Annotated in this window: 20 protein-coding genes; 15 read left to right on the forward strand and 5 right to left on the reverse strand. The window is 57.6% G+C overall.

All coding sequences use genetic code 11. From position 1 onward, the window contains the following. The first annotated feature begins 4 nt into the window (after positions 1–4). The 4 genes from relA to eno all read left to right on the forward strand — a co-directional run bounded on the left by relA (position 5) and on the right by eno (position 6,336). Positions 5–2,236, forward strand: coding sequence for a GTP diphosphokinase (gene relA / locus IM304_RS14435; protein ID WP_193356100.1), 2,232 nt, complete (start codon positions 5–7; stop codon positions 2,234–2,236). A gap of 66 nt (positions 2,237–2,302) precedes the next feature. Continuing rightward, a complete protein-coding gene (mazG, locus tag IM304_RS14440) occupies positions 2,303–3,094 on the forward strand; it encodes a nucleoside triphosphate pyrophosphohydrolase (protein ID WP_193356099.1) in 792 nt (263 codons plus the stop codon). Positions 3,095–3,317: 223 nt separating this feature from the next. Further along, positions 3,318–4,955, forward strand: a complete 1,638-nt coding sequence (gene pyrG / locus IM304_RS14445; RefSeq protein ID WP_003862718.1) for a glutamine hydrolyzing CTP synthase — start codon at positions 3,318–3,320, stop codon at positions 4,953–4,955. A gap of 82 nt (positions 4,956–5,037) precedes the next feature. Further along, a complete protein-coding gene (gene eno, locus IM304_RS14450) occupies positions 5,038–6,336 on the forward strand; it encodes a phosphopyruvate hydratase (RefSeq protein WP_006811784.1) in 1,299 nt (432 codons plus the stop codon). 52 nt (positions 6,337–6,388) lie between these two features. Here the strand turns inward: eno and IM304_RS14455 are convergent, their stop codons facing one another. After that, entirely contained in the window at positions 6,389–7,213 is an 825-nt protein-coding gene (locus tag IM304_RS14455; protein WP_193356098.1) for a MurR/RpiR family transcriptional regulator, read from the reverse strand. A 167-nt stretch (positions 7,214–7,380) separates the two neighbouring features. Between IM304_RS14455 and IM304_RS14460 the strand changes: the two genes are divergently transcribed. From IM304_RS14460 to queE, 3 genes are read left to right on the forward strand one after another with little or no spacing between them, the layout of a single operon-like run. Beyond that, on the forward strand, positions 7,381–8,940 hold the full coding sequence (locus IM304_RS14460) for a maltose/glucose-specific PTS transporter subunit IIC (protein ID WP_193356097.1): 1,560 nt from the start codon (positions 7,381–7,383) through the stop codon (positions 8,938–8,940). Continuing rightward, entirely contained in the window at positions 8,940–9,647 is a 708-nt protein-coding gene (locus IM304_RS14465) for an N-acetylmannosamine-6-phosphate 2-epimerase (RefSeq protein ID WP_193356096.1), read from the forward strand. Before IM304_RS14460 ends, IM304_RS14465 begins: the two co-directional genes overlap by 1 nt. A gap of 54 nt (positions 9,648–9,701) precedes the next feature. Further along, positions 9,702–10,373, forward strand: coding sequence for a 7-carboxy-7-deazaguanine synthase QueE (queE, locus tag IM304_RS14470; protein WP_193356095.1), 672 nt, complete (start codon positions 9,702–9,704; stop codon positions 10,371–10,373). Positions 10,374–10,389: 16 nt separating this feature from the next. On the opposite strand, the gene IM304_RS14475 is transcribed toward queE, so the two are convergent. Next, a complete protein-coding gene (locus IM304_RS14475) occupies positions 10,390–11,787 on the reverse strand; it encodes an MFS transporter (RefSeq protein WP_193356094.1) in 1,398 nt (465 codons plus the stop codon). Positions 11,788–11,814: 27 nt separating this feature from the next. After that, positions 11,815–12,984 (reverse strand): M20 aminoacylase family protein, encoded by a 1,170-nt coding sequence (locus tag IM304_RS14480; RefSeq protein WP_193356093.1) that lies wholly within the window; start codon positions 12,982–12,984, stop codon positions 11,815–11,817. 171 nt (positions 12,985–13,155) lie between these two features. Here IM304_RS14480 and IM304_RS14485 point away from each other — a divergent pair, with 171 nt between their 5' ends. Further along, entirely contained in the window at positions 13,156–15,510 is a 2,355-nt protein-coding gene (locus IM304_RS14485) for a helix-turn-helix domain-containing protein (protein ID WP_193356092.1), read from the forward strand. Here the strand turns inward: IM304_RS14485 and queD are convergent. After that, positions 15,495–15,860 carry a 6-carboxytetrahydropterin synthase QueD gene (gene queD / locus IM304_RS14490; protein ID WP_148421211.1) on the reverse strand — a complete coding sequence of 122 codons (366 nt, stop codon included), beginning with the start codon at positions 15,858–15,860 and terminating at the stop codon, positions 15,495–15,497. The two genes, IM304_RS14485 and queD, sit on opposite strands and share 16 nt — an antisense overlap. A gap of 303 nt (positions 15,861–16,163) precedes the next feature. Between queD and cysJ the strand changes: the two genes are divergently transcribed. Genes cysJ through cysH form a run of 3 tightly spaced genes read left to right on the forward strand, consistent with a single transcriptional unit; the run spans position 16,164 to position 20,431 of the window. Beyond that, a complete protein-coding gene (gene cysJ, locus IM304_RS14495; RefSeq protein ID WP_193356091.1) occupies positions 16,164–17,969 on the forward strand; it encodes an NADPH-dependent assimilatory sulfite reductase flavoprotein subunit in 1,806 nt (601 codons plus the stop codon). Further along, complete coding sequence (cysI, locus tag IM304_RS14500) at positions 17,969–19,681, forward strand: assimilatory sulfite reductase (NADPH) hemoprotein subunit (RefSeq protein ID WP_193356090.1); 1,713 nt, start codon at positions 17,969–17,971, stop codon at positions 19,679–19,681. Before cysJ ends, cysI begins: the two co-directional genes overlap by 1 nt. Before the next feature lie 15 nt (positions 19,682–19,696). Beyond that, complete coding sequence (gene cysH / locus IM304_RS14505) at positions 19,697–20,431, forward strand: phosphoadenosine phosphosulfate reductase (RefSeq protein ID WP_176609605.1); 735 nt, start codon at positions 19,697–19,699, stop codon at positions 20,429–20,431. A gap of 118 nt (positions 20,432–20,549) precedes the next feature. Here the strand turns inward: cysH and IM304_RS14510 are convergent, their stop codons facing one another. Beyond that, a complete protein-coding gene (locus tag IM304_RS14510; protein WP_193356089.1) occupies positions 20,550–21,593 on the reverse strand; it encodes an aminopeptidase in 1,044 nt (347 codons plus the stop codon). 239 nt (positions 21,594–21,832) lie between these two features. On the opposite strand from IM304_RS14510, the gene cysG reads away from it, so the two are divergent. Genes cysG through cysC form a run of 4 tightly spaced genes read left to right on the forward strand, consistent with a single transcriptional unit; the run spans position 21,833 to position 26,148 of the window. Then, positions 21,833–23,191 carry a siroheme synthase CysG gene (gene cysG, locus IM304_RS14515; RefSeq protein WP_148421217.1) on the forward strand — a complete coding sequence of 453 codons (1,359 nt, stop codon included), beginning with the start codon at positions 21,833–21,835 and terminating at the stop codon, positions 23,189–23,191. A 9-nt stretch (positions 23,192–23,200) separates the two neighbouring features. After that, complete coding sequence (cysD, locus tag IM304_RS14520; protein ID WP_006811770.1) at positions 23,201–24,109, forward strand: sulfate adenylyltransferase subunit CysD; 909 nt, start codon at positions 23,201–23,203, stop codon at positions 24,107–24,109. Between the two features lie 9 nt (positions 24,110–24,118). Then, entirely contained in the window at positions 24,119–25,543 is a 1,425-nt protein-coding gene (gene cysN / locus IM304_RS14525) for a sulfate adenylyltransferase subunit CysN (protein WP_148421219.1), read from the forward strand. After that, positions 25,543–26,148 (forward strand): adenylyl-sulfate kinase, encoded by a 606-nt coding sequence (gene cysC / locus IM304_RS14530; RefSeq protein ID WP_193356088.1) that lies wholly within the window; start codon positions 25,543–25,545, stop codon positions 26,146–26,148. The genes cysN and cysC overlap by 1 nt, the downstream gene beginning before the upstream one ends. Positions 26,149–26,152 lie beyond the last annotated feature (4 nt).

Genomic DNA, 26,152 nt, shown 5'->3' on the forward strand with positions numbered 1-26,152 from the left:
GACGATGGTTGCGGTAAGAAGTGCACATTTAAATAAAGCTGGTGAGTTTGACCCTCAAAAATGGATCGCAAGTCTGGGGATTTCCAGCCAGCAGTCGTGTGAACGCTTAACCGAAACCTGGGCCTATTGTTTACGGACTACGCAGGGACATCCGGACGCTGAACTGCTGCTGTGGCGCGGCGTGGAGATGGTAGAAATTTTATCCATGCTGAACATGGATATCGAAACGCTGCAGGCCGCGCTGCTGTTCCCGCTTGCGGACGCCGACGTGGTAACCGAAGACGTGCTGCGTGAGAGCGTCGGCCAGCCCGTCGTGGCGCTTATTCACGGCGTACGTGACATGGCCGCCATCCGCCAGCTGAAGGCCGCACAAACGGATTCCGTTTCCTCCGAGCAGGTCGATAACGTTCGCCGCATGCTGCTGGCGATGGTGGATGATTTCCGCTGCGTGGTTATCAAGCTGGCGGAACGTATTGCCCACCTGCGCGAAGTGAAGGATGCGCCGGAAGACGAGCGCGTTCTGGCCGCCAAAGAGTGTACCAACATCTATGCGCCGCTGGCGAACCGCCTGGGTATCGGCCAGCTGAAGTGGGAGCTGGAAGATTACTGCTTCCGCTACCTGCATCCGGCGGAATACAAGCGCATTGCAAAACTGCTGCACGAACGCCGCATCGACCGCGAGCACTATATCGACGAGTTTGTCGGCGGGCTGCGCCAGGCGATGAAAGAGGAGAATGTGCGCGCCGAGGTTTATGGTCGTCCTAAGCACATCTACAGCATCTGGCGCAAAATGCAGAAGAAACATCTCGCCTTTGACGAGCTGTTCGACGTGCGCGCCGTGCGTATCGTGGCGGAACGTTTGCAGGACTGCTACGCCGCGCTGGGGATCGTACACACCCATTTCCGCCATCTGCCGGACGAGTTTGATGACTATGTCGCTAACCCGAAACCGAACGGCTACCAGTCTATTCATACCGTGGTGCTCGGCCCTGGCGGCAAAACGGTGGAAATTCAGATCCGTACCAGGCAGATGCACGAAGACGCCGAGCTGGGCGTGGCCGCGCACTGGAAGTATAAAGAGGGCACCTCCGGCGGCGCTCGCTCTGGTCACGAGGATCGTATCGCCTGGCTGCGTAAGCTGATTGCGTGGCAGGAAGAGATGGCCGACTCTGGCGAAATGCTCGACGAAGTGCGCAGCCAGGTCTTCGACGATCGCGTCTACGTCTTTACTCCGAAAGGGGACGTGGTTGACCTGCCGGCTGGCTCCACGCCGCTTGATTTTGCTTACCACATCCACAGCGACGTGGGGCACCGCTGCATCGGCGCGAAAATTGGCGGGCGCATCGTCCCGTTCACTTACCAGCTGCAGATGGGCGACCAGATTGAAATCATCACCCAGAAGCAGCCGAACCCAAGCCGCGACTGGCTTAACCCGAACCTGGGCTATGTCACCACCAGCCGCGGGCGCTCCAAAATCCACGCCTGGTTCCGTAAGCAGGATCGGGACAAAAATATCCTCGCCGGTCGCCAGATCCTGGACGACGAGCTGGAGCATATCGGGATCAGCCTGAAAGAGGCGGAGAAATTCCTGCTGCCGCGCTACAACTTCAACGAGCTGGACGAGCTGTTGGCGGCGATTGGCGGTGGTGATATCCGGCTGAATCAGATGGTGAACTTCCTGCAGGCGCAGTTCAACAAGCCAAGCGCGGCAGAGCAGGACGCGGCCGCGCTGAAGCAGCTACAGCAAAAAACCTACGCCCCACAGCAGCGCAGCAAGGACAATGGCCGCGTGGTGGTCGAAGGGGTCGGGAACCTGATGCACCACATCGCCCGCTGCTGCCAGCCGATTCCGGGTGACGATATTGTCGGCTTTATCACTCAGGGGCGCGGGATCTCGATACACCGCTCCGACTGCGATCAGCTTGCCGAACTGCAGTCGCATGCGCCGGAACGTATCGTGGAAGCGGTCTGGGGGGAGAGCTACTCTGCCGGCTACTCGCTGGTGGTCCGCGTCACTGCCAACGACCGCAGCGGTCTGCTGCGCGACATCACGACCATTCTCGCCAACGAGAAGGTCAACGTGCTGGGCGTAGCCAGCCGCAGCGATACCCGCGAGCAGCTTGCCACCATCGATATGACCATCGAAATCTATAACCTGCAGGTGCTGGGCCGCGTGCTCGGCAAGCTGAACCAGGTGCCGGATGTGATTGACGCGCGCCGTCTGCACGGCGGTTAATCCTTCGTTTCTGTAGGCCGGGTAAGGCGAGGCCGCCGCCCGGCATTTTTTTATCAGGACAGAACTATGACCCAAATCGACCGCCTGCTTGGCATCATGAAACGTCTTCGGGACCCGGAAAACGGCTGCCCGTGGGATAAAGAGCAAACTTTTGCCACCATCGCCCCGTATACCCTTGAAGAGACCTATGAGGTGCTGGACGCGATTTCCCGCGAAGATTTCGACGACCTGCGCGGGGAGCTGGGCGATCTGCTGTTCCAGGTGGTGTTCTACGCGCAGATGGCGCAGGAAGAGGGCCGCTTTAACTTTGACGATATCTGCGCCGCCATCAGCGACAAGCTGGAACGGCGTCACCCGCATATCTTTGGCGATGCCACCGCTGGTAACAGTACCGAAGTGCTGGCGCGCTGGGAGCAGATCAAAAGCGCCGAGCGCGCGGAAAAATCCCAGCACTCGGCGCTGGACGATATTCCCCTGAACCTGCCCGCGCTGATGCGCGCGCATAAAATTCAAAAGCGCTGTTCGGCGGTAGGGTTTGACTGGACCTCCCTCGGCCCGGTGCTGGAAAAAGTGCATGAAGAGATCGACGAAGTGATGCACGAAGCGCAGCAGGCCGTGGTGGATGAAGCAAAACTGGAAGAGGAGATGGGCGATCTGCTGTTTGCGACCGTCAACCTTTCGCGCCACCTCGGCGTAAAAGCGGAAACCGCGCTGCAAAAAGCGAACGTTAAATTCGAACGACGCTTCCGTGAAGTGGAGCGGATTGTGGCCTCGCGCGGCCTCGAAATGAGCGGGATTGACCTCGATGCAATGGAAGAGGTGTGGCAGGAAGTAAAACGCCAGGAACATGATCTCTAACGGAATTTTGCGATCAAGCGCAATTTGTGTGATTTTTTAAATGACAAGCGCTTGATTTGCGTCAAAAACATTTACCCAAAAGGGGCTATTTTCTCACTCCTTATGTTTGTCATGGCCTGGGAAGGAGACGGAGAATGAAAGTTTGTGGCGCTCGCCGTGTTCGGGTATACTACTTTCCCGTCCTGGTTATTCCATCGTTTCACCCTAACTTCTCAGGTTCAGCATGACAACGAACTATATTTTTGTGACCGGCGGGGTCGTATCCTCTCTGGGTAAAGGCATTGCCGCAGCCTCCCTCGCAGCCATTCTTGAAGCCCGTGGCCTCAATGTGACCATGATGAAACTGGATCCGTATATTAACGTCGATCCTGGCACCATGAGCCCAACCCAACACGGGGAAGTGTTCGTTACTGAAGACGGCGCTGAAACCGATCTGGATCTTGGCCACTACGAGCGTTTCATCCGTACCAAAATGACCCGTCGTAACAACTTTACGACTGGCCGTATCTACTCTGACGTTCTGCGTAAAGAGCGCCGTGGTGACTACCTGGGCGCAACCGTGCAGGTTATCCCCCACATCACCAACGCCATTAAAGAACGTGTTCTTGCCGGTGGCGAAGGGCATGACGTTGTGCTGGTTGAAATCGGCGGTACCGTTGGGGATATCGAATCCCTGCCGTTCCTCGAAGCGATTCGTCAGCTGGCGGTAGATATTGGTCGTGAGCACGCGCTGTTCATGCACCTGACGCTGGTGCCTTACATGGCGGCAGCGGGTGAAGTGAAAACCAAACCGACCCAGCACTCTGTTAAAGAGCTGCTTTCTATCGGTATTCAGCCTGACATCCTGGTTTGCCGTTCCGATCGCGCGATTCCGGCGAACGAACGTGCGAAAATTGCATTGTTCTGTAACGTGCCTGAAAAAGCCGTTATTTCAATGAAAGATGTCGATTCCATTTATAAAATCCCGGGCCTGTTGAAATCACAGGGTCTGGACGATTATATTTGTAAACGATTCAGCTTGAACTGTCCGGAAGCTAACCTGTCTGAATGGGAACAGGTGATTTACGAAGAAGCCAATCCGGGCGGTGAAGTGACTATCGGTATGGTCGGTAAGTACATTGAACTGCCGGACGCCTATAAGTCAGTTATCGAAGCGCTGAAGCACGGTGGTCTGAAGAATCGCGTCTCCGTTAACATCAAGCTGATTGATTCGCAGGATGTTGAAACGCGCGGCGTCGAAATTCTGAAAGATCTGGACGCTATTCTCATCCCTGGCGGCTTCGGCTACCGTGGTGTTGAAGGCAAGATCGCCACTGCACGCTATGCGCGTGAAAACAATATTCCATACCTCGGCATCTGCCTGGGTATGCAGGTTGCGCTGATTGAATTTGCGCGCAACGTAGCGGGAATGGAAAACGCGAACTCTACGGAATTTGTGCCAGACTGTAAGTACCCTGTAGTGGCGCTGATTACGGAATGGCGCGACGAAGACGGTAACGTCGAAGTCCGTACCGAGAAGAGCGATCTGGGTGGCACCATGCGTCTTGGCGCACAGGCCTGCCAGCTGTCCGACGATAGCGTGGTTCGCAAGCTTTACGGCGAGCCGGTCATCACCGAGCGCCATCGTCACCGCTATGAAGTCAACAACATGTTGTTGAAACAAATTGAAGCGGCGGGTCTGCGTGTTGCTGGCCGCTCCGGGGACGATCAGTTAGTCGAGATCATCGAGGTGCCTAACCATCCGTGGTTCGTTGCCTGCCAATTCCACCCGGAATTTACTTCAACGCCGCGTGACGGACATCCGCTGTTTGCAGGCTTCGTGAAAGCCGCCAGCGAGTACCAGAAGCGCCAGGCGAAGTAAAAAAAGTTAGAACGGCAACGCGTACCCCTGGTACGCGTTGTTTGTCTGGAGTTTTAGTTTAACTTGTACTGAGGAAAATCTAATGTCCAAAATCGTTAAAGTCATCGGTCGTGAAATCATCGACTCCCGTGGTAACCCGACCGTTGAAGCCGAAGTTCATCTGGAAGGTGGTTTCGTCGGTATGGCAGCTGCTCCATCAGGTGCTTCTACTGGTTCCCGCGAAGCGCTGGAACTGCGTGACGGCGACAAATCCCGTTTCATGGGCAAAGGCGTACTGAAAGCGGTTGGCGCTGTTAACGGTCCTATTGCTCAGGCTATCGTTGGCAAAGATGCCAAAGATCAGGCTGGCATCGACAAGATCATGATCGATCTGGACGGTACTGAAAACAAATCTAACTTCGGTGCGAACGCAATCCTGGCGGTTTCCCTGGCGAACGCCAAAGCAGCAGCGGCTGCTAAAGGTATGCCACTGTTCGAGCACATCGCTGAACTGAACGGCACCCCAGGCAAATACTCCATGCCTGTACCAATGATGAACATCATCAACGGTGGTGAGCACGCAGACAACAACGTTGATATTCAGGAATTCATGATTCAGCCAGTTGGCGCGAAAACCCTGAAAGAAGCAGTACGTATGGGTTCTGAAGTGTTCCACAACCTGGCTAAGGTTCTGAAAGCTAAAGGCATGAACACTGCCGTTGGTGACGAAGGTGGCTACGCGCCAAACCTGGGTTCTAACGCAGAAGCACTGGCTGTTATCGCTGAAGCGGTTAAAGCAGCAGGCTACGAGCTGGGCAAAGACATCACTCTGGCGATGGACTGCGCAGCATCTGAATTCTACAAAGACGGTAAATACGTTCTGGCTGGCGAAGGCAACAAAGCGTTCACCTCCGAAGAGTTCACTCACTTCCTGGAAGACCTGACCAAACAGTACCCAATCGTTTCTATCGAAGACGGTCTGGACGAGTCTGACTGGGATGGTTTCGCATACCAGACCAAAGTACTGGGCGACAAAATCCAGTTGGTTGGTGACGATCTGTTCGTAACCAACACCAAGATCCTGAAAGAAGGCATCGAGAAAGGCATCGTTAACTCCATCCTGATCAAATTCAACCAGATCGGCTCTCTGACCGAAACCCTGGCTGCGATCAAAATGGCGAAAGACGCTGGCTACACCGCTGTTATCTCTCACCGTTCTGGCGAAACTGAAGATGCAACCATCGCTGACCTGGCTGTAGGTACCGCAGCAGGCCAGATCAAAACTGGTTCTATGAGCCGTTCTGACCGCGTTGCTAAATACAACCAGCTGATTCGTATCGAAGAAGCGCTGGGCGAAAAAGCACCATACAACGGTCGCAAAGAGATCAAAGGTCAGGCATAAGCCTGAGCTTTCGTTTCAATAAAAAAACCCGCTTCGGCGGGTTTTTTGTTTTCTACAACAGAAGCGGCAGCGTCGCGCTGGCCGTTTGCTGACTCACCTCGCCGTAACGGCCGTCAATGGCAATAAGGGAGGTGGTAAGCAGCTCGATCAGCAGCATGACCCCAACTTTGGCATTGAGCGCGCCCGCGCTCAGCGGCCCCTCTGGTTTTGCCGCAACCAGCTGCATATCGCTCAGGGAAGCCAGCGGGCTGCGCGGCGTATTGCTTAGCGCCAGCACCTGCACGCCGCGCTTGCGGGCAAGCTTCACGACGTGGAGTAAATCGCGGGTTGAGCCCGAACTTGAGATAGCGACCACCAGCGTCTCGTCTGAGAGCGTTGCCGCATTCATGGCCGCGCGATGCATATCGCTGAACAGCTGCGCGGGTTTGCCCAGCCGCAACAGCTTGTAATGCAGATACTCCCCAAGGATCGCGCTGGCGGCCACCCCGTAAATCTGTACCGACCGCGCCTGATGCAGCGCCTGCGCGGCCTTTTCCAGCAGCGCTCTGTCGAGCAGCCGGGCCGTATCCTGCAGAGCCTGCACCGACTCATCCACTACGTTATCAATTTCATCCCCGGCCTGACGAGCGGGCTGGCCCTGCTGAATATCCAGCGCCAGCGCCATTTTAAATTCGTTATATCCCTTACAGCCGAGCGTCCGGCACAGGCGCGTCACGCTGGCCTCGCTGGTCTGACTTTCGCGCGCCAGCTCGGTGATCGTCAGGTACAGCACACGGGAAGGATCGCTGAGAACAAACTCCCCCAGTTTCTGTTGCGTAGGGCTATACCCGGAAGCCTCCTGGCGTAACTTCAGCAGCAGGTTTTCATGGTCTGACATGCTAGATCCTTAATGCGTTTCTCTGCCGACTAGTGTGGCGGAAAGCAGGGGAGGGATGCCAGTGATTTCGAAAAAGTATGATCCGCCTCCTGGTTTTTGATGATAATTTTCACTTTTGTTTATTCATATGGTAAAAATTTTCATCATTACACCAGGGGATGAAAAAAATGATGCAAATGTTCAGCGGAGCGTCTTCCGGCGGATGGTTTGAAAAAGCGCAGCGCTTCGGCAAATCCTTTATGTTGCCCATCGCCGTTTTGCCGGCTGCGGGGCTTTTACTGGGAATTGGCGGAGCGCTGTCGAATCCCAATACCCTCACGGCCTATCCTTTCCTAAACGTTGGCTGGCTTCAGGCCATCTTCACCATCATGAGCAGTGCGGGTTCGATTGTGTTTGCGAACCTTTCCGTGCTGTTCGCCGTTGGGGTTGCCGTCGGGTTAGCTAAAAATGATAAAGGCACGGCGGGTCTGGCGGCTCTGCTCGCGTTTCTGGTAATGAACGCCACCATCAACGCCCTGCTGATCCTGACCGGAAAGCTGGCCTCAGAAAATCCGGGGGCAGTGGGGCAGGGGATGACGCTGGGCATTCAGACGCTGGAAACCGGCGTGTTTGGCGGCGTGGTGATTGGCCTTGTGACCTGCGCGCTGCACCATCGGTTTAACAAAATCGCGCTTCCGCAATTTCTGGGCTTCTTTGGCGGCTCGCGCTTTGTGCCGATTATCAGCTCGCTGGCGGCGATACTCGTCGGGGCCCTCATGACCGTCGTCTGGCCGCATTTCCAGAAGCTGATCTTTGGCCTCGGCGGACTGGTGGATGCCACCGGCTATCTGGGCACCCTGCTGTACGGCTTCATCCTGCGCATGCTTGGCCCGTTTGGCCTGCACCACATCTTTTATTTGCCGTTCTGGACCACCGCGCTCGGCGGCAGTGAAATCGTCAACGGTCATCTGGTAGAGGGCACGCAGCGGATCTTCTTCGCCCAGCTCGCCGACCCGAGCACGCAGCACTTCTATGAGGGCACGTCGCGCTTCATGTCCGGGCGCTTTATTACGATGATGTTTGGCCTGCTCGGCGCCTGCCTTGCGATGTACCACACGGCAAAACCAGAGAATAAAAAGCGCGTAGCGGGGCTGCTGCTTTCAGCGGCGTTAACCTCTTTCCTGACGGGCATTACCGAACCCATCGAGTTCTCATTCCTGTTTATCGCGCCGGTGCTTTACGTCATTCATGCGCTGTTTGACGGACTGGCATTTATGCTCGCGCACGTGCTGCACATCACCATCGGACAGACGTTCTCCGGCGGCTTCATTGACTTCGTGCTGTTCGGCATTCTTCAGGGGGAGGCTAAAACCAACTGGATGTTCGTCCCGCTGGTGGGCGTGCCGTGGTTCTTCCTTTACTACTTCACCTTCCGCTATCTGATCAACCGCTTTGATTTCGCCACGCCGGGCCGTGAAAAGGAGGCGGTGGCTGACGCGAATACCTTGCCGCAAAGCGAGCGCGCCGCGGCGGTGATCGCCGGGCTTGGCGGCAGAGAAAACCTGGATGACGTTGATTGCTGCGCCACGCGCCTTCGCGTCACGGTAAGGGATGGCAGCAAAGTCAATGAAGCGGCACTGAAGGCAACCGGCGCTCGCGGCGTCATCGTGCGCGGTAACGGGGTTCAGGTCATTTATGGCCCGCACGTCACAATTATCAAAAACGAAGTGGAAGAGATTTTATCGTAATGAAAACCGTACTGGATACCCTGAAGGGAAAGCTGGTCGTCTCCTGTCAGGCGCTGGAAAACGAACCCTTACACAGCCCGTTTATTATGTCCCGAATGGCGCTGGCGGCTGCGCAGGGCGGTGCCGCCGGGATCCGCGCCAACAGCGTGGTGGACATCAAGGCCATCAAAGGGCTGGTCTCGCTGCCGGTCATCGGCATTATCAAGCGGGACTACCCGGGGAGCGAGGTGTTTATCACCGCGACGATGAAGGAGGTGGATGAGCTGATGGCGGTCGCGCCGGAGCTCATCGCGCTGGATGCCACCGCCCGCAGGCGTCCCGGCGGGGAGTCTCTGGAAGCGCTGATTGCGCAGGTTCGCGCCCGTTACCCTTCGCTGCTGCTGATGGCAGATATTTCCTCCGTGCAGGAGGCCGTGACCGCGCAGGCGCTTGGGTTTGACTGCATCGGGACCACGCTTTACGGCTATACGGCGGAAACGGCGGGCCATTCGCTTCCGGAGAATGACTGCGCGTTCCTGAAAGCGGTGCTGGCAGCCGTTTCGGTTCCGGTGATTGCCGAAGGCAACGTGGACACCCCCGAGCGTGCGGCAAGATGCCTGGCGCTTGGAGCGCATACGGTCGTTGTCGGGGGCGCGATCACCCGCCCACAGCAAATTACCGGGCGTTTTATGGCGGCGATAGGCGCGCAAAGCACCGATGGAGCATGACCATCCGGCGGGGATCTGCGATACTTATCGTTTATCCCCTTAACTGAGATGACTATGCAGTACCCGATTAACGAGATGTTCCAGACCCTGCAAGGCGAGGGTTACTTTACCGGCGTTCCCGCTATTTTCATTCGCCTGCAGGGATGCCCGGTTGGCTGTGCCTGGTGTGACACCAAACATACGTGGGATAAACTCGCCGATCGGGAAGTGTCGCTGTTTAGTATCCTGGCGAAAACCAAAGAGAGCGATAAGTGGGGCGCGGGCAGTGCAGAAGATCTGCTTGCCATTATTGGTCGCCAGGGCTGGACGGCGCGTCACGTGGTGATCACCGGTGGGGAACCGTGCATTCACGATCTGATGCCGCTAACCGACCTGCTCGAGAAAAACGGCTATAGCTGCCAGATCGAAACCAGCGGCACCCATGAAGTGCGCTGCTCCCACACAACCTGGGTAACGGTGTCGCCAAAGGTGAACATGCGCGGCGGCTATGACGTGCTGTCTCAGGCGCTGGAGCGTGCTGATGAGATTAAGCATCCCGTGGGTCGCGTGCGCGATATCGAAGCGCTGGATGAACTGCTGGCGACGCTGAAGGACGAAAAGCAGCGGGTTATCGCTTTACAGCCGATCAGCCAGAAGGACGATGCAACCCGCCTGTGCATTGAAACCTGCATCGCCCGCAACTGGCGGCTGTCGATGCAGACGCACAAATATCTGAACATTGCCTGATACTGCCTGGCCCCGCCTATCGCGGGGCTTTTGATGGTGGCAGTAAGGCCCAGGTCACTACGGCCGACCCAAGGCAAATCGCACTGTTGAACAGTAAGGCATACTGCGCGGCGCTGGCCGTTCCCACCGGCAGCCATAGCGCGTACAGCGATGCGGTGACCGCGATCCCCATCGCTCCGCCCAGGGAACTGCCCATCTTATAGATCCCTGAAGCCACACCCACCTTGTTTTCAGGGGCATTCATCACCGCCGTGTCCGTTGAGGGCGTGGCGTAACACCCGAGCCCCAGCCCGAATAAAATATTGCTCAGAAAAACGGTGACAATGTAGACCTCTTTGCTTAAGAAGGTGCATGAAATCAGCGTAATACCCGTTGCGGTCAGCAGCGGTCCGGTCATCATCGGCAGCCTGGCGCCATAGCGCTGAAGCAGTTTTTCACCCACCCGGATCATCGCCAGCACGGTTACCAGATACCCCAGCGTCATCATGCCGGTCTGTAGCGGCGACAGATGATGGCCTTGCTGCAGCCAGATGCTGGCGATCATCATGGTGCCAATGCAGCCGTTGAGCAGGAAATTAGAGAATACCGAGGCGCTGTAGGCCCGGTTTTTAAACAGGGCAAAGTCGATCAGCGCCGCATCGCCTTTGCGTCGTCCGGTAATGACAAAGCACATCAACGCAGTCACGGCTCCACACAGCACGAGAAGCGATAAGCTACTGCTCCAGCCCCAGGCGTGTCCTTTGCTTATAAACAGATTGAATAGCACCAGCATAACGACAAAGCTCGCCAGGCCGCTGATATCCAGCTTGTGTTGACCTGCATCAGGGCTGCGGCTTTCCGGGGTGGCGCGGATAAGCAGTAGCGCGGCCAGGGCTACCGCCATCGATAAAATAAAAATCCAGCGCCAGCCCAGCGTGGTGGCGATGGCGCCTCCGACAAACGCGCTCAGGCCGCTCCCGCCCCATGAACCGATAACCCAGAAGCTGATTGCGCGCTGGCGTGCTTTACCTTCATACCAGGTCTTAATTAGCGCCAGCGTGGCGGGCATGATGCAGGCCGCTGACAGGCCCTGAATCGCCCTTCCCAGCAGAAACAGGACGGGCTCCCAGGAAATGAACAGCAGGCCGCTCCCAATAATGCTCAGGATCAGGCCAATTACGGTCAGGCGCATGCGGCCAAACTTATCGGCAAACCCACCGCAGGCCACGACAAAACAGCCGCTGAACAGCGCGCTCAGGCTGACGGCCAGCGTAAGGGTTTCGAGGGCAATATCGAGGCTATTCTGCATGGCCGGAACAACGTTGATAACCGACTGGGCAAACAGCCAGAATGTCAGAACGCTCATGACGATACCCGCCAGCAGCCGATCGTTACCGGCGTAGGCGGATGTGCCTGTCAGGGAAACGGTACTCATAATGCAGCCCTCCCGGGAAGGTGCGAATCAGCGCAGATAGCGTTCGGTCAGTGCAGCCCAAAGCGCCGCGCCGGTAAGGAGAATCGTGTCGTTAAAGTCGTAGCCCGGGTTATGTACCATGCAGCGGTCAGGCTCATCCCCGGCGCCAAGGGTGAAATAGCATCCGTCTGGATTTTTCTCGAGCATGAAGGCAAAGTCCTCGCTGCCCATAAACGCGTTAACCTCCGCGACCGCATCCTGACCGAACAGATCGGTGGCGACGCTGCGCACCATCTCATTGGCTTGGGGATTGTTTTTCAGCACCGGGCTGCCGTTAACGTGACGGATGGTGGCCGTAGCATTGAAGCTTTCCGCCTGTGCAACGGCAATATCATGGATGCGCTGTAGCACGGTCTGCCGCACGCTTTCGTCCAGCGTGCGCACGGTCAGCTTCATCAATACTTTGTCGTTGATAATGTTGGGCGCGTGCCCGGCCTGAATGCTGCCTACGGTAACGACGGCAGGCTGAAAAGGGGTGATATTGCGCGAAACAATTGACTGCAAAGCGATGGTGATATGGCAGGCAACCAGGGTCGCGTCAACCGTATGTTCCGGCACCGCACCGTGACCACCCACGCCGTTAACCTCAATATGAAGGGTGTCGGAAGAGGCCATCATGGCGCCATCGCGCAGACCAATTTTTCCGACGGGCTGTGACGGCATATTGTGCAGGCCAAAAATATGGTCGCAGGGGAACAGGTCAAACAGACCGTCCTCTACCATAACGCGTCCACCATACAGAAGCTCCTCCGCGGGCTGAAAAATAAGGTGTAGCGTGCCGTTAAAATTGCGGGTGCGTGCCAGGTACTCCGCTGCATACAGCAGCGTAGTGGTGTGGCCGTCATGGCCGCAGCCGTGGAATTTACCCTCAACGGTACTGCTCCACGCCTTGCCGCTGTTTTCCTGCATTGGCAGTGCATCCATATCGGCGCGCAGGCCCAGGCGCCTGTGTCCGTTCCCCACCTTCAGCGTGCCGACCACGCCGGTTTTCGCCAGGCCGCGGTGGACCTCATACCCCCATTCCTGGAGTAGCGCCGCAACGCGATCGCTGGTGTTATGCTCCTCAAAACCCGTTTCAGGGTGCTGATGAAAATAGCGGCGTAATTCCGTGAACCTGGCTTCGTTGCCACGCAGGGCTTCAATAATTGGATGTGTCATTTTTGTTATCCTTTTTCTGCCAAACGGTGATAATTTCGAGTCTATGACGATCGTACCGCCTGAAAATGCACTTTTTTGTTGTAAAGCGACGGTTTTGTTTTGATTGTTTTTCATACAATTCAGTTATGACAAAAAAGAGCAGGTCATTATTTGTCTTTGGTGAGGGATAAGATGGAGCAGCGGGGAGATGAATTTTGGGTAGAGATTCAGGACATTCGCCACTGCGTGGTGGATGAAGGCGATACGCTAACGCTGCTCTGGGTGCTGGAAGGGCGGGCAGAGCTGAGCACCGATGCGGGACGTGAAGTGCTGGAGGCCAATTCCCTTGCCATCATAAACCGTCACCGGCGCTGGCAGTTAACGAGCGAAACGGCAAACGTCACCCTGCGCGTAACCCTTTCCGGGCGCTGGGTCGTCCAGCTCTGCAATGATTTTTTTGCCCATGATTATGCGGTACCGGTTGAAGCCGGAGGCGTCTGGCCCCAGTGCGATGCGCTTCGCGATCTGTTGCGCCAGCTTCTTGTGGTCACGCTCATCAACGATCCGCGCCGCTACCGGCTGGAGGCGTACCGCTGGCTGAGCGAGATTTTGCTGCTGCTGACCAGCCGCTTTCAGCAGCCCGCCCGTTTGCCGTCCCGTGAACGTTCCACAGCGCACAGCAGGCGCATCGCCCGGGTAATAGAGCGGATCAACGCCAGCTATTCCCGCCGTATTACGCTTGCGGAAATCGCCGCGAGTGAATACGTCTCTGAAGCCTGGCTCTCTCGTCTCTTTCGAAAGGAGGTGGGGATCGGCTTCATGCAGTACATTACCACCCTGCGGCTGGAAAAGGCGGCTGACGCCCTCCGTCTGACGAATCGGCCGCTGCACCAGATTGCGCTTGAGCAGGGTTTCGCCAGCACGCGTATGATGAGCGATCGGTTTCGGCGCGTTCACAATATGTCCCCGGGTGAGTTCCGTAAGACCCGACGCCAGCACCCGGAGGCCGCGCGCGCACGCGCGGACGGGCGTGAGCAGCGCTATCCGGTGGCGGTGGATAAGCTGTTTAGCCTGCTCAATGAACCGGTGACGCGCGGCTGGGGAGCCTCGCCGCTCGTCGTTCACCCGCAGCAGGAGCAGAGGCTGGATCTTGAGCAGCTTAAACCTCTCTCCACCTCGCTGCGCCGTATGCGGGTGGTCATTACCCTGCGTGAGCTCGACGATTTGCTGCGTGAGGAGGTTCGTCATAATCTTGAGGAGATAAATAAGGCCATTCCCATTGAGGGAATTGATATCGCCGAGCCTTTTCTAAGCAGTCGTCTGTTTGCCACCGGCTGGGATGACCCGCAGATGGCGGGCTACGCCTGCTGGTACAATCTGCATCAGCTCTTCACCTGGCTGGCAAAAAAGCGGTGGACGGTGCTGCTGCACACCGGCGTAACGACCCGTCGCGATCTTCTTACCCGCTTTTTACAGCAGTCAGTCAATCATTTTTCGCCAGAGATCGCCGCGGGCTGGCACTTCGTCATGCACTGGTCATCACAGGCGAGTGAGGAGACCCGGGAGCAGGTCTGGCTGGCGCAGCGTAAGGTAATACAAACCTTTCTTCCGCAGGCAAAGTTTGGCTTATGGCACCGGTTTCCCCCCGTCAGCGCGGGCGTGGGCGACGACCCCCTGTTCCGTTCAGCGATCCTGATGCAGGCCGATTTTCTTGCCTGTTCCGCCGATGCCAACGAGCTTCTCAATCCCGCGCAGCCGGAGCCTGCCGATCTCTCCTCGACGGAAAATTACCCGATACTGAAGATCCGCCAGATCCTCGCCACCCTTCGCCTGCACAAACGTTCGCTTCCAGTCTGGCTTCTCTCCTGGAATACCCTCACCGGAAGCACGCGGGCGACAAACGGCTGGTTTTTTCGGGGGGCGCTGCTGATGCAGAACCTGCTCGGGCTTTCGGAGCTGGTCTGGCTGGCGGGATTCTGGCTAAATTCGGGTCTTCAGGGGGAAGCCCGTGCGAACAACACCATCGATACATCAAGCCTGGCGCTACAGTATAACCACGGCCTGCCGCGTCCGGTTTACTGGGCGCTCTGGCTCTGGCAGCGCCTGCGGGGCGAGGTGCTGGTCAATGACGGGCGAGTCCTGCTTACGCGACATCTGAATGGCTACCAGCTGTTGCTGCGTAACGTGGTGGTTTTTAATCCGCTGCTTTCCAGTGAAGAAGCCTTCATCCAGCGTTTTCGCCAGCAGTATCATTTACACCTGAAGGGAATGCGCGGGAAATGGCGCATTAAATGCCATCTTTTCGATCGGTATAACGGGGCGCTTTATCCTTTGCTTGAAGGCGTCGGCAGCGAAACCGGCCCTGACGAAGAGGTGTGGTGCTGGATAGGACATAAAGCGCGTCCAACGCTTTCCGTACGCGATGAACGCCTTTATGACGGCTGGCAGCTGACTGAATTACTGGAGAGTAACGCGCTGGTGCTCTACGAGTTTACGCCGATCGTGTCTCGTGAAGACGACGCGGAGGAGATTCACTCCCCGCGGTAGATGCAGCCTGCCGTGCAGGTCTCTTTGATCATCACCGCGCTCAGCAGCGGCACCAGCGGCTTCATCTGATCCCAGATCCATTTCGCCAGCACTTCGCTGGTCGGATTTTCAAGGCCCGGGATCTCATTCAGATAGAAGTGGTCAAGACGATCGTAGGTTGGCTTAAACGCGGCTTTCAGTTCGGCGAAGTCCATGATCCAACCGGTATGGGGATCGACTTCACCCGTGATCTCAAGACGCACCATGAACGAGTGCCCATGCAGGCGGCCACATTTATGCCCGGCAGGAACGTGCGGAAGGTGGTGTGCGGCTTCGAAGGTGAAATCTTTAAACAGTGTGGTGGACATCATAGCTCTCAGGAATGCGGAAAAAACCGCCGCATAGTACCGGAAAGCACAATTTTTATCATTAACTAAAACGGCTCTGAACGTCTCGCGCACCGTATTCAGAGCGTTTATGGATGTTTTTTGTTGTATTTCATGCAGTTATTTAATCACTTTTATCGTTAAGAACGATAGCTAAAACAGGTTAGTCCATTTGGTTATTTATTATTTCCAACCCTTCTTTAATTGTTATTATCCCCGCCGTTAACCTTATCTTCAGTTTGGATTTATTCGCTTAAAGTCCGCTTTGCTACTGGAACATAACGACGCATGACAACACAGGCCCCACCTTCAAATTTGCTTCCCCTGAACCCGGAGCAGCTGGCGCGCCTACAGGCCGCGACATCCGATTTTTCACCTACCCAGCTCGCCTGGGTCTCCGGCTATTTCTGGGGAATGCTAAACCAGCAGCCGGGCGCCGTGGCTGGCGTACCGCCAACTGCCGTTGAAATTCCTGCCATCACGCTTATCTCTGCTTCGCAGACGGGTAATGCCCGCCGCGTGGCCGAAGCGCTGCGTGATGACCTGCTCGCCGCGAAGCTGAACGTAAACCTGGTGAACGCCGGGGATTATAAATTCAAACAAATCGCGTCAGAAAAGCTGCTGGTGGTGGTTGCCTCGACGCAGGGAGAAGGTGAGCCTGCGGAAGAGGCCGTCGCGCTGCATAAGTTCCTGTTCTCGAAAAAAGCGCCAAAGCTTGAAGGCACCGCGTTTGCCGTGTTTGGCCTCGGCGATACGTCCTATGAATTTTTCTGCCAGTCCGGTAAAGACTTCGACAGCAGGCTGGCGGAGCTGGGCGCAGAGCGCCTGCTGGACCGCGTGGACGCTGATGTGGAATACCAGGCTGCCGCCGCTGAATGGCGCGCGCGCATCGTTGAGGTGCTGAAAGCCCGCGTGCCGAAAGAGACCCCGGCGCAGGCCGCCGTTACCGCAGCCGGCACCGTCAATGCGATCCACTCCAGCCCATACACCAAAGAGGCACCGCTGGCGGCGAGCCTGTCGGTGAACCAGAAAATCACGGGCCGCGATTCGGAAAAAGACGTGCGCCATATCGAAATCGATCTCGGCGATTCCGGACTGCGTTACCAGCCCGGCGATGCGCTGGGCGTCTGGTATCAGAACGATCCGGCGCTGGTGCAAGAGCTGGTCGAGCTGCTGTGGCTGAAAGGCACGGAGCCGGTTCAGGTGGAAGGCAAAACGCTGCCGCTCTCCGAAGCGCTCCAGTGGCATTTTGAACTGACGGTGAACACCGCCAACATCGTTGAAAACTACGCCACCCTAACCCGCAGCGAGTCCCTCCTGCCGCTGGTTGGGGATAAGGCGAAGCTGCAGCATTACGCGGCGACAACGCCGATTGTCGACATGGTGCGTTTCTCTCCGGCACAGCTGGACGCCGACGCGCTGATCGGCCTGCTGCGCCCGCTCACGCCGCGCCTTTATTCCATCGCCTCCTCGCAGGCTGAAGTGGAAAACGAAGTCCACGTCACCGTCGGGGTGGTGCGTTACGATATCGAAGGCCGCGCGCGTGCGGGTGGGGCATCGAGCTTCCTGGCCGACCGCGTGGAAGAAGAGGGCGACGTGCGCGTCTTTATCGAGCATAACGATAACTTCCGCCTGCCGGCGAACCCGGAAACGCCGGTCATTATGATTGGCCCCGGCACCGGCATTGCACCGTTCCGCGCCTTTATGCAGCAGCGTGCGGCAGACGAGGCGCCGGGCAAGAACTGGCTGTTCTTCGGCAACCCGCACTTTACGGAAGATTTCCTCTACCAGGTTGAGTGGCAGCGCTATGTGAAAGAGGGCGTGCTGACCCGCATCGATCTGGCCTGGTCCCGCGATCAGAAAGAAAAAGTATACGTACAAGACAAACTGCGCGAACAGGGCGCAGAGCTGTGGCGCTGGATCAATGACGGTGCCCACATTTATGTCTGCGGCGACGCCAGTCGTATGGCGAAGGACGTCGAGCAGGCGTTGCTGGAAGTGATTGCCGAATTCGGCGGTATGGATGCCGAAGCGGCGGATGAATTTTTAAGTGAGCTGCGCGTAGAGCGCCGTTATCAGCGAGATGTCTACTAATGAGCGAAAAACACCCTGGCCCACTGGTGGTCGAAGGCAAACTGTCTGATGCCGAGCGCATGAAGGTAGAGAGCAACTACCTGCGCGGTACCATTGCCGAAGATTTAAATGACGGTCTGACCGGCGGCTTTAAAGGCGACAACTTCCTGCTGATCCGCTTCCACGGCATGTATCAGCAGGACGACCGCGATATCCGCGCCGAGCGTGCTGAACAGAAGCTGGAGCCGCGTCACGCGATGCTGCTGCGCTGCCGTCTGCCGGGTGGGGTCATCACCACGACACAGTGGCAGGCGATTGATAAATTCGCCGGTGAAAACACCATTTACGGCAGCATTCGTCTGACCAACCGTCAGACCTTCCAGTTCCACGGCATTCTGAAGAAGAACGTGAAGCCGGTTCACCAGATGCTGCACTCCGTTGGCCTGGACGCGCTGGCGACCGCCAACGACATGAACCGTAACGTGCTGTGCACCTCGAACCCGTACGAGTCCGAGCTTCACGCGCAAGCCTATGAGTGGGCGAAGAAGATCTCCGAGCACCTGCTGCCGCGCACCCGCGCCTATGCGGAGATCTGGCTCGATCAGGAAAAAGTCGCGACCACGGACGAAGAGCCGATCCTCGGCCAGACCTACCTGCCGCGTAAGTTTAAAACTACGGTGGTGATCCCGCCGCAGAACGATATCGATCTGCACGCCAACGACATGAACTTCGTGGCGATTGCCGAAAACGGCAAGCTCATCGGCTTTAACCTGCTGGTGGGCGGCGGCCTGTCCATCGAGCACGGTAACAAGAAAACCTACGCCCGCACCGCGAGCGAATTCGGCTTCCTGCCGCTGGAGCATACGCTGGCCGTGGCGGAAGCGGTGGTTACTACCCAGCGCGACTGGGGTAACCGTACCGACCGTAAAAACGCGAAAACCAAGTACACGCTTGAGCGCGTGGGCGTAGAGACCTTCAGGGAAGAAGTGGAGCGTCGCGCGGGGATTAAGTTTGAGCCGATCCGCCCTTACGAATTCACCGGTCGCGGCGATCGCATCGGCTGGGTGAAAGGCATCGATAATAACTGGCACCTGACGCTGTTTATCGAAAACGGACGTATTCTGGATTACCCGGGCCGTCCGCTGAAAACCGGCCTGCTGGAAATCGCGAAGATCCACAAAGGCGAATTCCGCATTACCGCTAACCAGAACCTGATCGTGGCCAGCGTGCCGGAAAGCGAAAAGGCGAAAATTGAGGCGCTGGCGCGCGAGCACGGGCTGATGAATGCGGTGAAGCCGCAGCGTGAAAACTCGATGGCCTGCGTGTCGTTCCCGACCTGCCCGCTGGCGATGGCCGAAGCAGAGCGTTTCCTGCCGTCGTTCACCGATAAGGTGGAGGCGATTCTGGAAAAACACGGCATTCCGGACGAGCATATTGTTATGCGCGTTACCGGCTGTCCAAACGGCTGCGGGCGCGCGATGCTCGCCGAGCTGGGGCTGGTGGGGAAAGCGCCGGGTCGCTACAACCTGCATCTGGGCGGCAACCGCATCGGCACGCGTATTCCGCGTATGTTCCGCGAGAACATCACCGAGCCGGAAATTCTCGATTCCATCGACGTGCTTGTCGGGCGCTGGGCAAAAGAGCGCGAAGCGGGTGAAGGCTTCGGCGACTTTACGGTGCGTGCGGGCATTATTCGCCCGGTGCTCGATCCTGCAAGGGATTTCTGGGAGTAACCACGAGAGGTAATTATGTCCGTACTCGATCTAAACGCCCTTAATGAACTGCCAAAAGTCGAACGTATTCTGGCACTGGCAGAAACCAACGCCCGGCTGGAAAAGCTCGACGCCGAAGGGCGCGTGGCCTGGGCGCTGGAAAACCTGCCGGGTGACTATGTGCTCTCCTCGAGCTTTGGCATTCAGGCGGCGGTAAGCCTGCATCTGGTGAATCAGATCCGTCCGGACATACCGGTGATCCTCACCGATACCGGCTACCTGTTCCCGGAAACCTACCAGTTTATCGACGAGCTGACGGACAGGCTCGGGCTGAACCTGAAGGTCTACCGCGCGACGGAAAGCGCGGCCTGGCAGGAGGCGCGTTACGGCAAGCTGTGGGAACAGGGCGTTGAGGGCATTGAGAAATACAATGAGATCAACAAAGTCGAGCCGATGAACCGCGCGCTGAAAGAGCTGAACGCTCAGACCTGGTTTGCCGGCCTTCGCCGCGAGCAGTCCGGAAGCCGCGCGACGCTACCGGTGCTGGCGGTGCAGCGCGGCGTGTTTAAAGTGTTGCCGATTATCGACTGGGACAACCGGACGGTGTATCAGTACCTGCAAAAACACGGTCTGAAATACCATCCGCTGTGGGATCAGGGCTATTTGTCGGTCGGTGATACCCATACCACGCGTAAATGGGAACCGGGCATGGCGGAAGAAGAGACGCGATTCTTTGGGCTCAAGCGCGAGTGCGGGCTGCACGAGGGGTAATTCCTTATCCACCCCCTCACCCTAACCCTCTCCCCAAAGGGGAGAGGGGATCGCCCGGAGCCGTCTTTTCTCCCTCGCCCCTTTGGGGAGAGGGCTGGGGTGAGGGGAAAATACCGCTCTACGCTTTCCCCGCTTTCGCCAGCTCCTTCACCAGCGGCAGCATCACTTTCACCACGTCGCGGCTGCGGTGTTCAATCCGCTGCGGCAGCGCGCTGTCTATATGCTGCTGGTTATCCAGCCTCACATCATGCCAGCTGGTTCCGTCCGGGAACGCTTTTGATTTGCTGCGCTGCTGATAGCCATCTTTTTTGCCCAGCGCCCAGTTGGTCGCCTCGACGTAAAGCACCGGAATACCGGCTTTATCAAACACTTCCCCGTCATTACAGCAGCCAGTGCCTTTTGGATAATCCGGATTACCGCCCGGGTTTGTCGCGGCATAAACGCCGTGCGCACGGGCAAGCGCCAGCGCGCGGTCGCGGGTGAGTTTACGCACGCTGCTCGGCGTGCTCTGTCCGCTGTTAAAATAGAGCTTATCGCCAACGATCAGATTATCGAGGTTAATCACCAGCAGCGTATTTTTCTTCTCCTCAGCGCTCATGCGTTTAAGGAGATTCTCAGCACCGAGTTTGCCCTCTTCTTCGCCGCTGGTTGCCACAAAGCGGATACCGTATTTCGTCGGGATATTCTTCAGACGTTCGGCCAGCTCAAGCATCACCCCCAGCCCCGCCGCATTGTCGTCCAGCCCCTGTAGCGTCAGCCCGCCGAGGTTATTATCGCTGTCGGCATCGCTCAGCGGGGCGTAGGTATCGAGGTGCGCCATTATAATAATCTGCTCAGCCGCTTTCCCTTCGTGCGCCGCAATCACCGTGCTGCCGGTCACGTTGTGCCAGTTCTGCGTATTATTACGTGAGGTATAGATATAGCGGCTATGGAAAGCGCGAATGTCGCTCTGATAGCCCATCTGAGCAAACTGCTGGCGAATATAGTCTGCGGAGAGCATTTCGGCAGGCGTGCCGGTCATGCGGCCCGGAAAGACCGTCGCAATATGCCGCGCCTGCATACTGGCTATTTCACCGTAAGACTGATTTTTTGCCTGAGCCGGAAGAATAAAGCAAACGCCGAGCGCCAGGGCTGCACATCGGTGGCGCATTGCGGAAAACATAGTGAGTCCTTAAAAAAACAGAGCAAAATTTTAACCCGCTTAGTATGAAACTGCGATCGGGCAGACACAATTTGAATTGCTCTTAATTGCCCGAAATTTCGCGTGTTAAGCACTTTTTGATATTAGCTTTTTCACGGCGTTATTCCATTGAGTAACTACTCATTCCAATTCGTAATTTCATTCGATCTAAGCCGCCCCCTATAGTCCCCTTATTCCTGATTGTTAGTGAGTTGTTGCCTGTGGACTATCTCCCCCTTTTTGCCGCCCTGAAAGACCGACCGGTACTGGTTGTCGGTACGGGCGAAATTGCCGATCGCAAAATCGCGTTTCTGCAACGCGCCGGGGCGCAGGTGCTGAATGTTGAAGAGGCGGACTTTGACGAGTCTCAAATCGACGGCGTGGTGCTGGTCATTGCGGCTACCGAAAATCGTCAGCTTAACCAGCGCATCTCCGGTGCCGCACAGGCCCGTCACCGTCTGGTGAACGTGGTGGACGACCAGCCGCTGTGCTCGTTTATCTTCCCGTCGATTGTTGACCGCTCGCCGCTGCTGGTGGCGATCTCCTCCGGCGGCACCGCGCCGGTGCTGGCGCGGGTGCTGCGGGAAAAAATTGAAGCGCTGCTGCCGACCAGCCTCGGACGCATGGCGGAGAAAGCCAGCTACTGGCGCACGCATCTGAAAACGCGTCTGACCAGCGTGACGGAGCGCCGTCGCTTCTGGGAGCGTATGTTCCGCGGCCGCTTTGCCAGCCTGATGCATGCCGGTAACGAGACGGCGGCGCAGCAAATTCTCGAGGACGAACTGGATAACCCCGGCAGCGGCGGTGGGGAGATCGTTCTGGTGGGTGCCGGGCCGGGCGACGCCGGGCTGCTGACCCTGCGCGGGTTGCAGGTATTGCAGGATGCGGACGTGGTGTTTTACGACCACCTGGTTACCGACGGCGTGCGCGAGCTGATCCGCCGGGATGCGGAGCAAATTTGCGTCGGCAAACGCGCCGGGGAGCACTCCGTGGCGCAGCACGATACCAACCAGATGCTGATTGCCGCTGCGAAAGCGGGCAAGACCGTGGTGCGCCTGAAAGGGGGCGACCCGTTTATTTTCGGTCGCGGAGGCGAAGAACTCCAGGCGGCAGCCGAGGCGGGCGTGCCGTTCCAGGTGGTGCCCGGCATCACGGCGGCGTCAGCCGTGACGGCCTACGCGGGTATTCCGCTGACCCACCGCGATTACGCCCAGAGCGTCACCTTTGTGACCGGACACTACAAAGCCGACAGCACGCCGTTTGACTGGTCGCATCTTGCCCAGAGCCGACAAACCCTGGCGATTTATATGGGCACGATGAAAGCGGCGGATATCAGCGAACAGCTTATTCAGCACGGTCGCGAAGCGACGACGCCGGTTGCCGTCATCTCTCGCGGCACGCGCGTCGATCAGCACGTCGCCATCGGCACGTTACAAAACCTTGCAACCCTGGCGAAAGATGCCCCTATGCCCGCCCTGATCGTGGTGGGAGAGGTGGTGCAGCTGCACGACACCCTCGCCTGGTTCCAACACACAACCGATACGGAAGGCTTTGGTTCTTCTGTTATAAATTTGGCTTAAGGAACGGTTATGGACCAAAAACGACTTACTCACCTGCGGCAGCTCGAAGCGGAAAGTATCCATATTATCCGCGAAGTGGCCGCCGAGTTCTCTAACCCGGTGATGATGTACTCCATCGGTAAAGATTCCAGCGTCATGCTGCACCTGGCGCGTAAAGCGTTTTACCCGGGTACGCTGCCGTTCCCGCTGCTGCACGTGGATACCGGCTGGAAATTCCGCGAGATGTATGAATTCCGCGACCGTACCGCCAAAGCCTACGGCTGCGAGCTGCTGGTGCATAAAAACCCGGAAGGGGTGGCGATGGGCATTAACCCGTTCGTGCACGGCAGCGCCAAGCATACCGACATCATGAAAACCGAAGGGCTGAAGCAGGCGCTGAATAAATACGGTTTTGATGCCGCCTTCGGCGGCGCGCGCCGCGATGAAGAGAAATCCCGTGCGAAAGAGCGTATCTACTCCTTCCGCGACCGCTTCCACCGCTGGGACCCAAAAAACCAGCGTCCGGAGCTGTGGCACAACTACAACGGCCAGATCAACAAGGGCGAAAGCATCCGCGTCTTCCCGCTCTCCAACTGGACCGAGCTGGATATCTGGCAATACATCTATCTGGAAAATATTGAGATCGTTCCGCTGTATCTGGCCGCCGAGCGCCCGGTGCTGGAGCGCGACGGCATGCTGATGATGATCGACGACGATCGCATTGATTTACAGCCGGGCGAGGTAATCAAAAAACAGATGGTCCGTTTCCGTACCCTCGGCTGCTGGCCGCTGACCGGCGCGGTGGAGTCCAGCGCGCAGACGCTGCCGGAAATTATCGAAGAGATGCTGGTGTCGACCACCAGCGAGCGACAGGGGCGCGTGATTGACCGCGACCAGGCCGGCTCCATGGAGCTGAAGAAACGTCAGGGTTATTTCTAAGGAGCCGCCATGAACACGACTATTGCCCAACAAATTGCCGATGAAGGCGGCGTGGAAGCTTATCTGCACGCCCAACAGTACAAAAGCCTGCTGCGTTTTCTGACCTGCGGCAGCGTTGACGACGGCAAAAGCACCCTTATTGGCCGCCTGCTGCACGACACGCGTCAGATTTACGAAGATCAGCTCTCTTCCCTGCACAACGACAGCAAGCGTCACGGTACTCAGGGCGAAAAGCTGGACCTGGCGCTGCTGGTGGACGGCCTGCAGGCGGAGCGCGAGCAGGGCATCACCATCGATGTGGCCTATCGCTACTTCTCTACCGAGAAGCGCAAATTTATTATCGCCGACACGCCGGGGCACGAGCAATACACCCGCAACATGGCGACCGGCGCGTCCACCTGCGACCTGGCGATCCTGCTGATCGACGCGCGCAAGGGCGTGCTGGATCAAACCCGTCGTCACAGCTTTATCTCCACGCTGCTGGGGATCAAACACCTGGTGGTGGCGGTGAACAAAATGGATCTGGTGGACTACAGCGAAGCGCGGTTCGACGAGATCCGCCAGAGCTACCTGACCTTTGCCGAACAGCTGCCGGGCAGCCTGGATATCCGCTTCGTGCCGCTGTCGGCGCTGGAAGGGGATAACGTTGCCTCCCAGAGCGCAAACATGCCCTGGTACAGCGGTCCGACGCTGTTGGAAGTGCTGGAGACCGTTGAGATCCAGCGCGTGGTGGATACTCAGCCGATGCGCTTCCCGGTGCAGTACGTTAACCGTCCTAACCTCGATTTCCGCGGCTTCTCGGGCACCCTTGCCTCCGGCTCGGTGAAGGTGGGGCAGCGCGTGAAGGTGCTGCCGTCCGGCGTGGAATCGGCCATTGCCCGTATCGTCACCTTTGACGGCGATCTGGAAGAGGCCGGGGCAGGCGAAGCGGTGACCCTGGTACTGAAGGACGAAATTGATATCAGCCGCGGCGATCTGCTGGTCGACGCGCGGGAGACGCTGGCGGCAGTGCAGGGCGCGGCCGTGGATGTGGTATGGATGGCCGAACAGCCGCTGACCGCAGGCCAGAGCTACGACATCAAGATCGCCGGAAAGAAAACCCGCGCCCGCGTGGACGGCATTCAGTTCCAGGTGGACATCAACAACCTGACCCAGCGCGAGGTGAGCGAACTGCCGCTGAACGGCATCGGGCTTGTGGATCTCACCTTCGACGAACCGCTGGTGCTGGATCGGTATCAGCAGAATCCGGTAACGGGCGGGATGATCTTTATCGACCGCCTGACGAATGTCACCGTCGGTGCCGGGATGGTTCGTGAGCCAAACGCGCAGGCTACCGTGGCCTCTGAGTTCAGTGCCTTTGAGCTTGAGCTGAACGCGCTGGTGCGTAAGCACTTCCCGCACTGGGGCGCACGCGATCTGCTGGGAGGCAAGTAATGGCCGCCCATGATGAGAACGTCGTCTGGCATCCTCATCCGGTCACCGTCGCCCAGCGTGAACAGCTCCACGGCCACCGTGGGGTTGTGCTGTGGTTTACCGGGCTGTCCGGCTCCGGTAAATCGACGGTGGCGGGCGCGCTGGAAGAGGCGCTGCATCAGCAGGGCGTGAGCACCTACCTGCTGGATGGCGACAACGTGCGCCACGGCCTGTGCAGCGATTTGGGCTTCAGCGATCAAGACCGTAAAGAGAATATCCGTCGGGTAGGGGAGGTGGCCAGCCTGATGGCGGATGCCGGGCTGGTGGTGCTGACGGCGTTTATCTCGCCGCACCGCGCCGAGCGCCGGATGGTGCGCGAGCGCGTCGGCCAGGAGCGCTTTATAGAAGTGTTTGTCGATACGCCGCTGGAGATCTGCGAAGCGCGCGATCCGAAAGGGCTGTACAAAAAAGCCCGCGCGGGGGAACTGCGAAACTTCACCGGCATCGACTCGGTTTACGAAGCGCCTGAATCCCCTGAGATTCATCTGGAAGGTCAACAATTGGTAACAAATTTAGTAAGCCAATTATTAGACCTGCTCAGACGGGACGATATTATCAGATCCTGAGACG

The sequence above is a fragment of the Enterobacter cloacae complex sp. P40C2 genome, assembly GCF_014930695.1.
GTDB lineage: Bacteria > Pseudomonadota > Gammaproteobacteria > Enterobacterales > Enterobacteriaceae > Enterobacter > Enterobacter pasteurii.

Coding starts and splice junctions, on each gene's coding strand:
- relA (WP_193356100.1), top strand. CDS start 5: ATGGTTGCGGTAAGAAGTGCACATTTAAATAAAGCTGGTGAGTTTGAC.
- mazG (WP_193356099.1), top strand. CDS start 2,303: ATGACCCAAATCGACCGCCTGCTTGGCATCATGAAACGTCTTCGGGAC.
- pyrG (WP_003862718.1), top strand. CDS start 3,318: ATGACAACGAACTATATTTTTGTGACCGGCGGGGTCGTATCCTCTCTG.
- eno (WP_006811784.1), top strand. CDS start 5,038: ATGTCCAAAATCGTTAAAGTCATCGGTCGTGAAATCATCGACTCCCGT.
- IM304_RS14455 (WP_193356098.1), bottom strand. CDS start 7,213: ATGTCAGACCATGAAAACCTGCTGCTGAAGTTACGCCAGGAGGCTTCC.
- IM304_RS14460 (WP_193356097.1), top strand. CDS start 7,381: ATGATGCAAATGTTCAGCGGAGCGTCTTCCGGCGGATGGTTTGAAAAA.
- IM304_RS14465 (WP_193356096.1), top strand. CDS start 8,940: ATGAAAACCGTACTGGATACCCTGAAGGGAAAGCTGGTCGTCTCCTGT.
- queE (WP_193356095.1), top strand. CDS start 9,702: ATGCAGTACCCGATTAACGAGATGTTCCAGACCCTGCAAGGCGAGGGT.
- IM304_RS14475 (WP_193356094.1), bottom strand. CDS start 11,787: ATGAGTACCGTTTCCCTGACAGGCACATCCGCCTACGCCGGTAACGAT.
- IM304_RS14480 (WP_193356093.1), bottom strand. CDS start 12,984: ATGACACATCCAATTATTGAAGCCCTGCGTGGCAACGAAGCCAGGTTC.
- IM304_RS14485 (WP_193356092.1), top strand. CDS start 13,156: ATGGAGCAGCGGGGAGATGAATTTTGGGTAGAGATTCAGGACATTCGC.
- queD (WP_148421211.1), bottom strand. CDS start 15,860: ATGATGTCCACCACACTGTTTAAAGATTTCACCTTCGAAGCCGCACAC.
- cysJ (WP_193356091.1), top strand. CDS start 16,164: ATGACAACACAGGCCCCACCTTCAAATTTGCTTCCCCTGAACCCGGAG.
- cysI (WP_193356090.1), top strand. CDS start 17,969: ATGAGCGAAAAACACCCTGGCCCACTGGTGGTCGAAGGCAAACTGTCT.
- cysH (WP_176609605.1), top strand. CDS start 19,697: ATGTCCGTACTCGATCTAAACGCCCTTAATGAACTGCCAAAAGTCGAA.
- IM304_RS14510 (WP_193356089.1), bottom strand. CDS start 21,593: ATGTTTTCCGCAATGCGCCACCGATGTGCAGCCCTGGCGCTCGGCGTT.
- cysD (WP_006811770.1), top strand. CDS start 23,201: ATGGACCAAAAACGACTTACTCACCTGCGGCAGCTCGAAGCGGAAAGT.
- cysN (WP_148421219.1), top strand. CDS start 24,119: ATGAACACGACTATTGCCCAACAAATTGCCGATGAAGGCGGCGTGGAA.
- cysC (WP_193356088.1), top strand. CDS start 25,543: ATGGCCGCCCATGATGAGAACGTCGTCTGGCATCCTCATCCGGTCACC.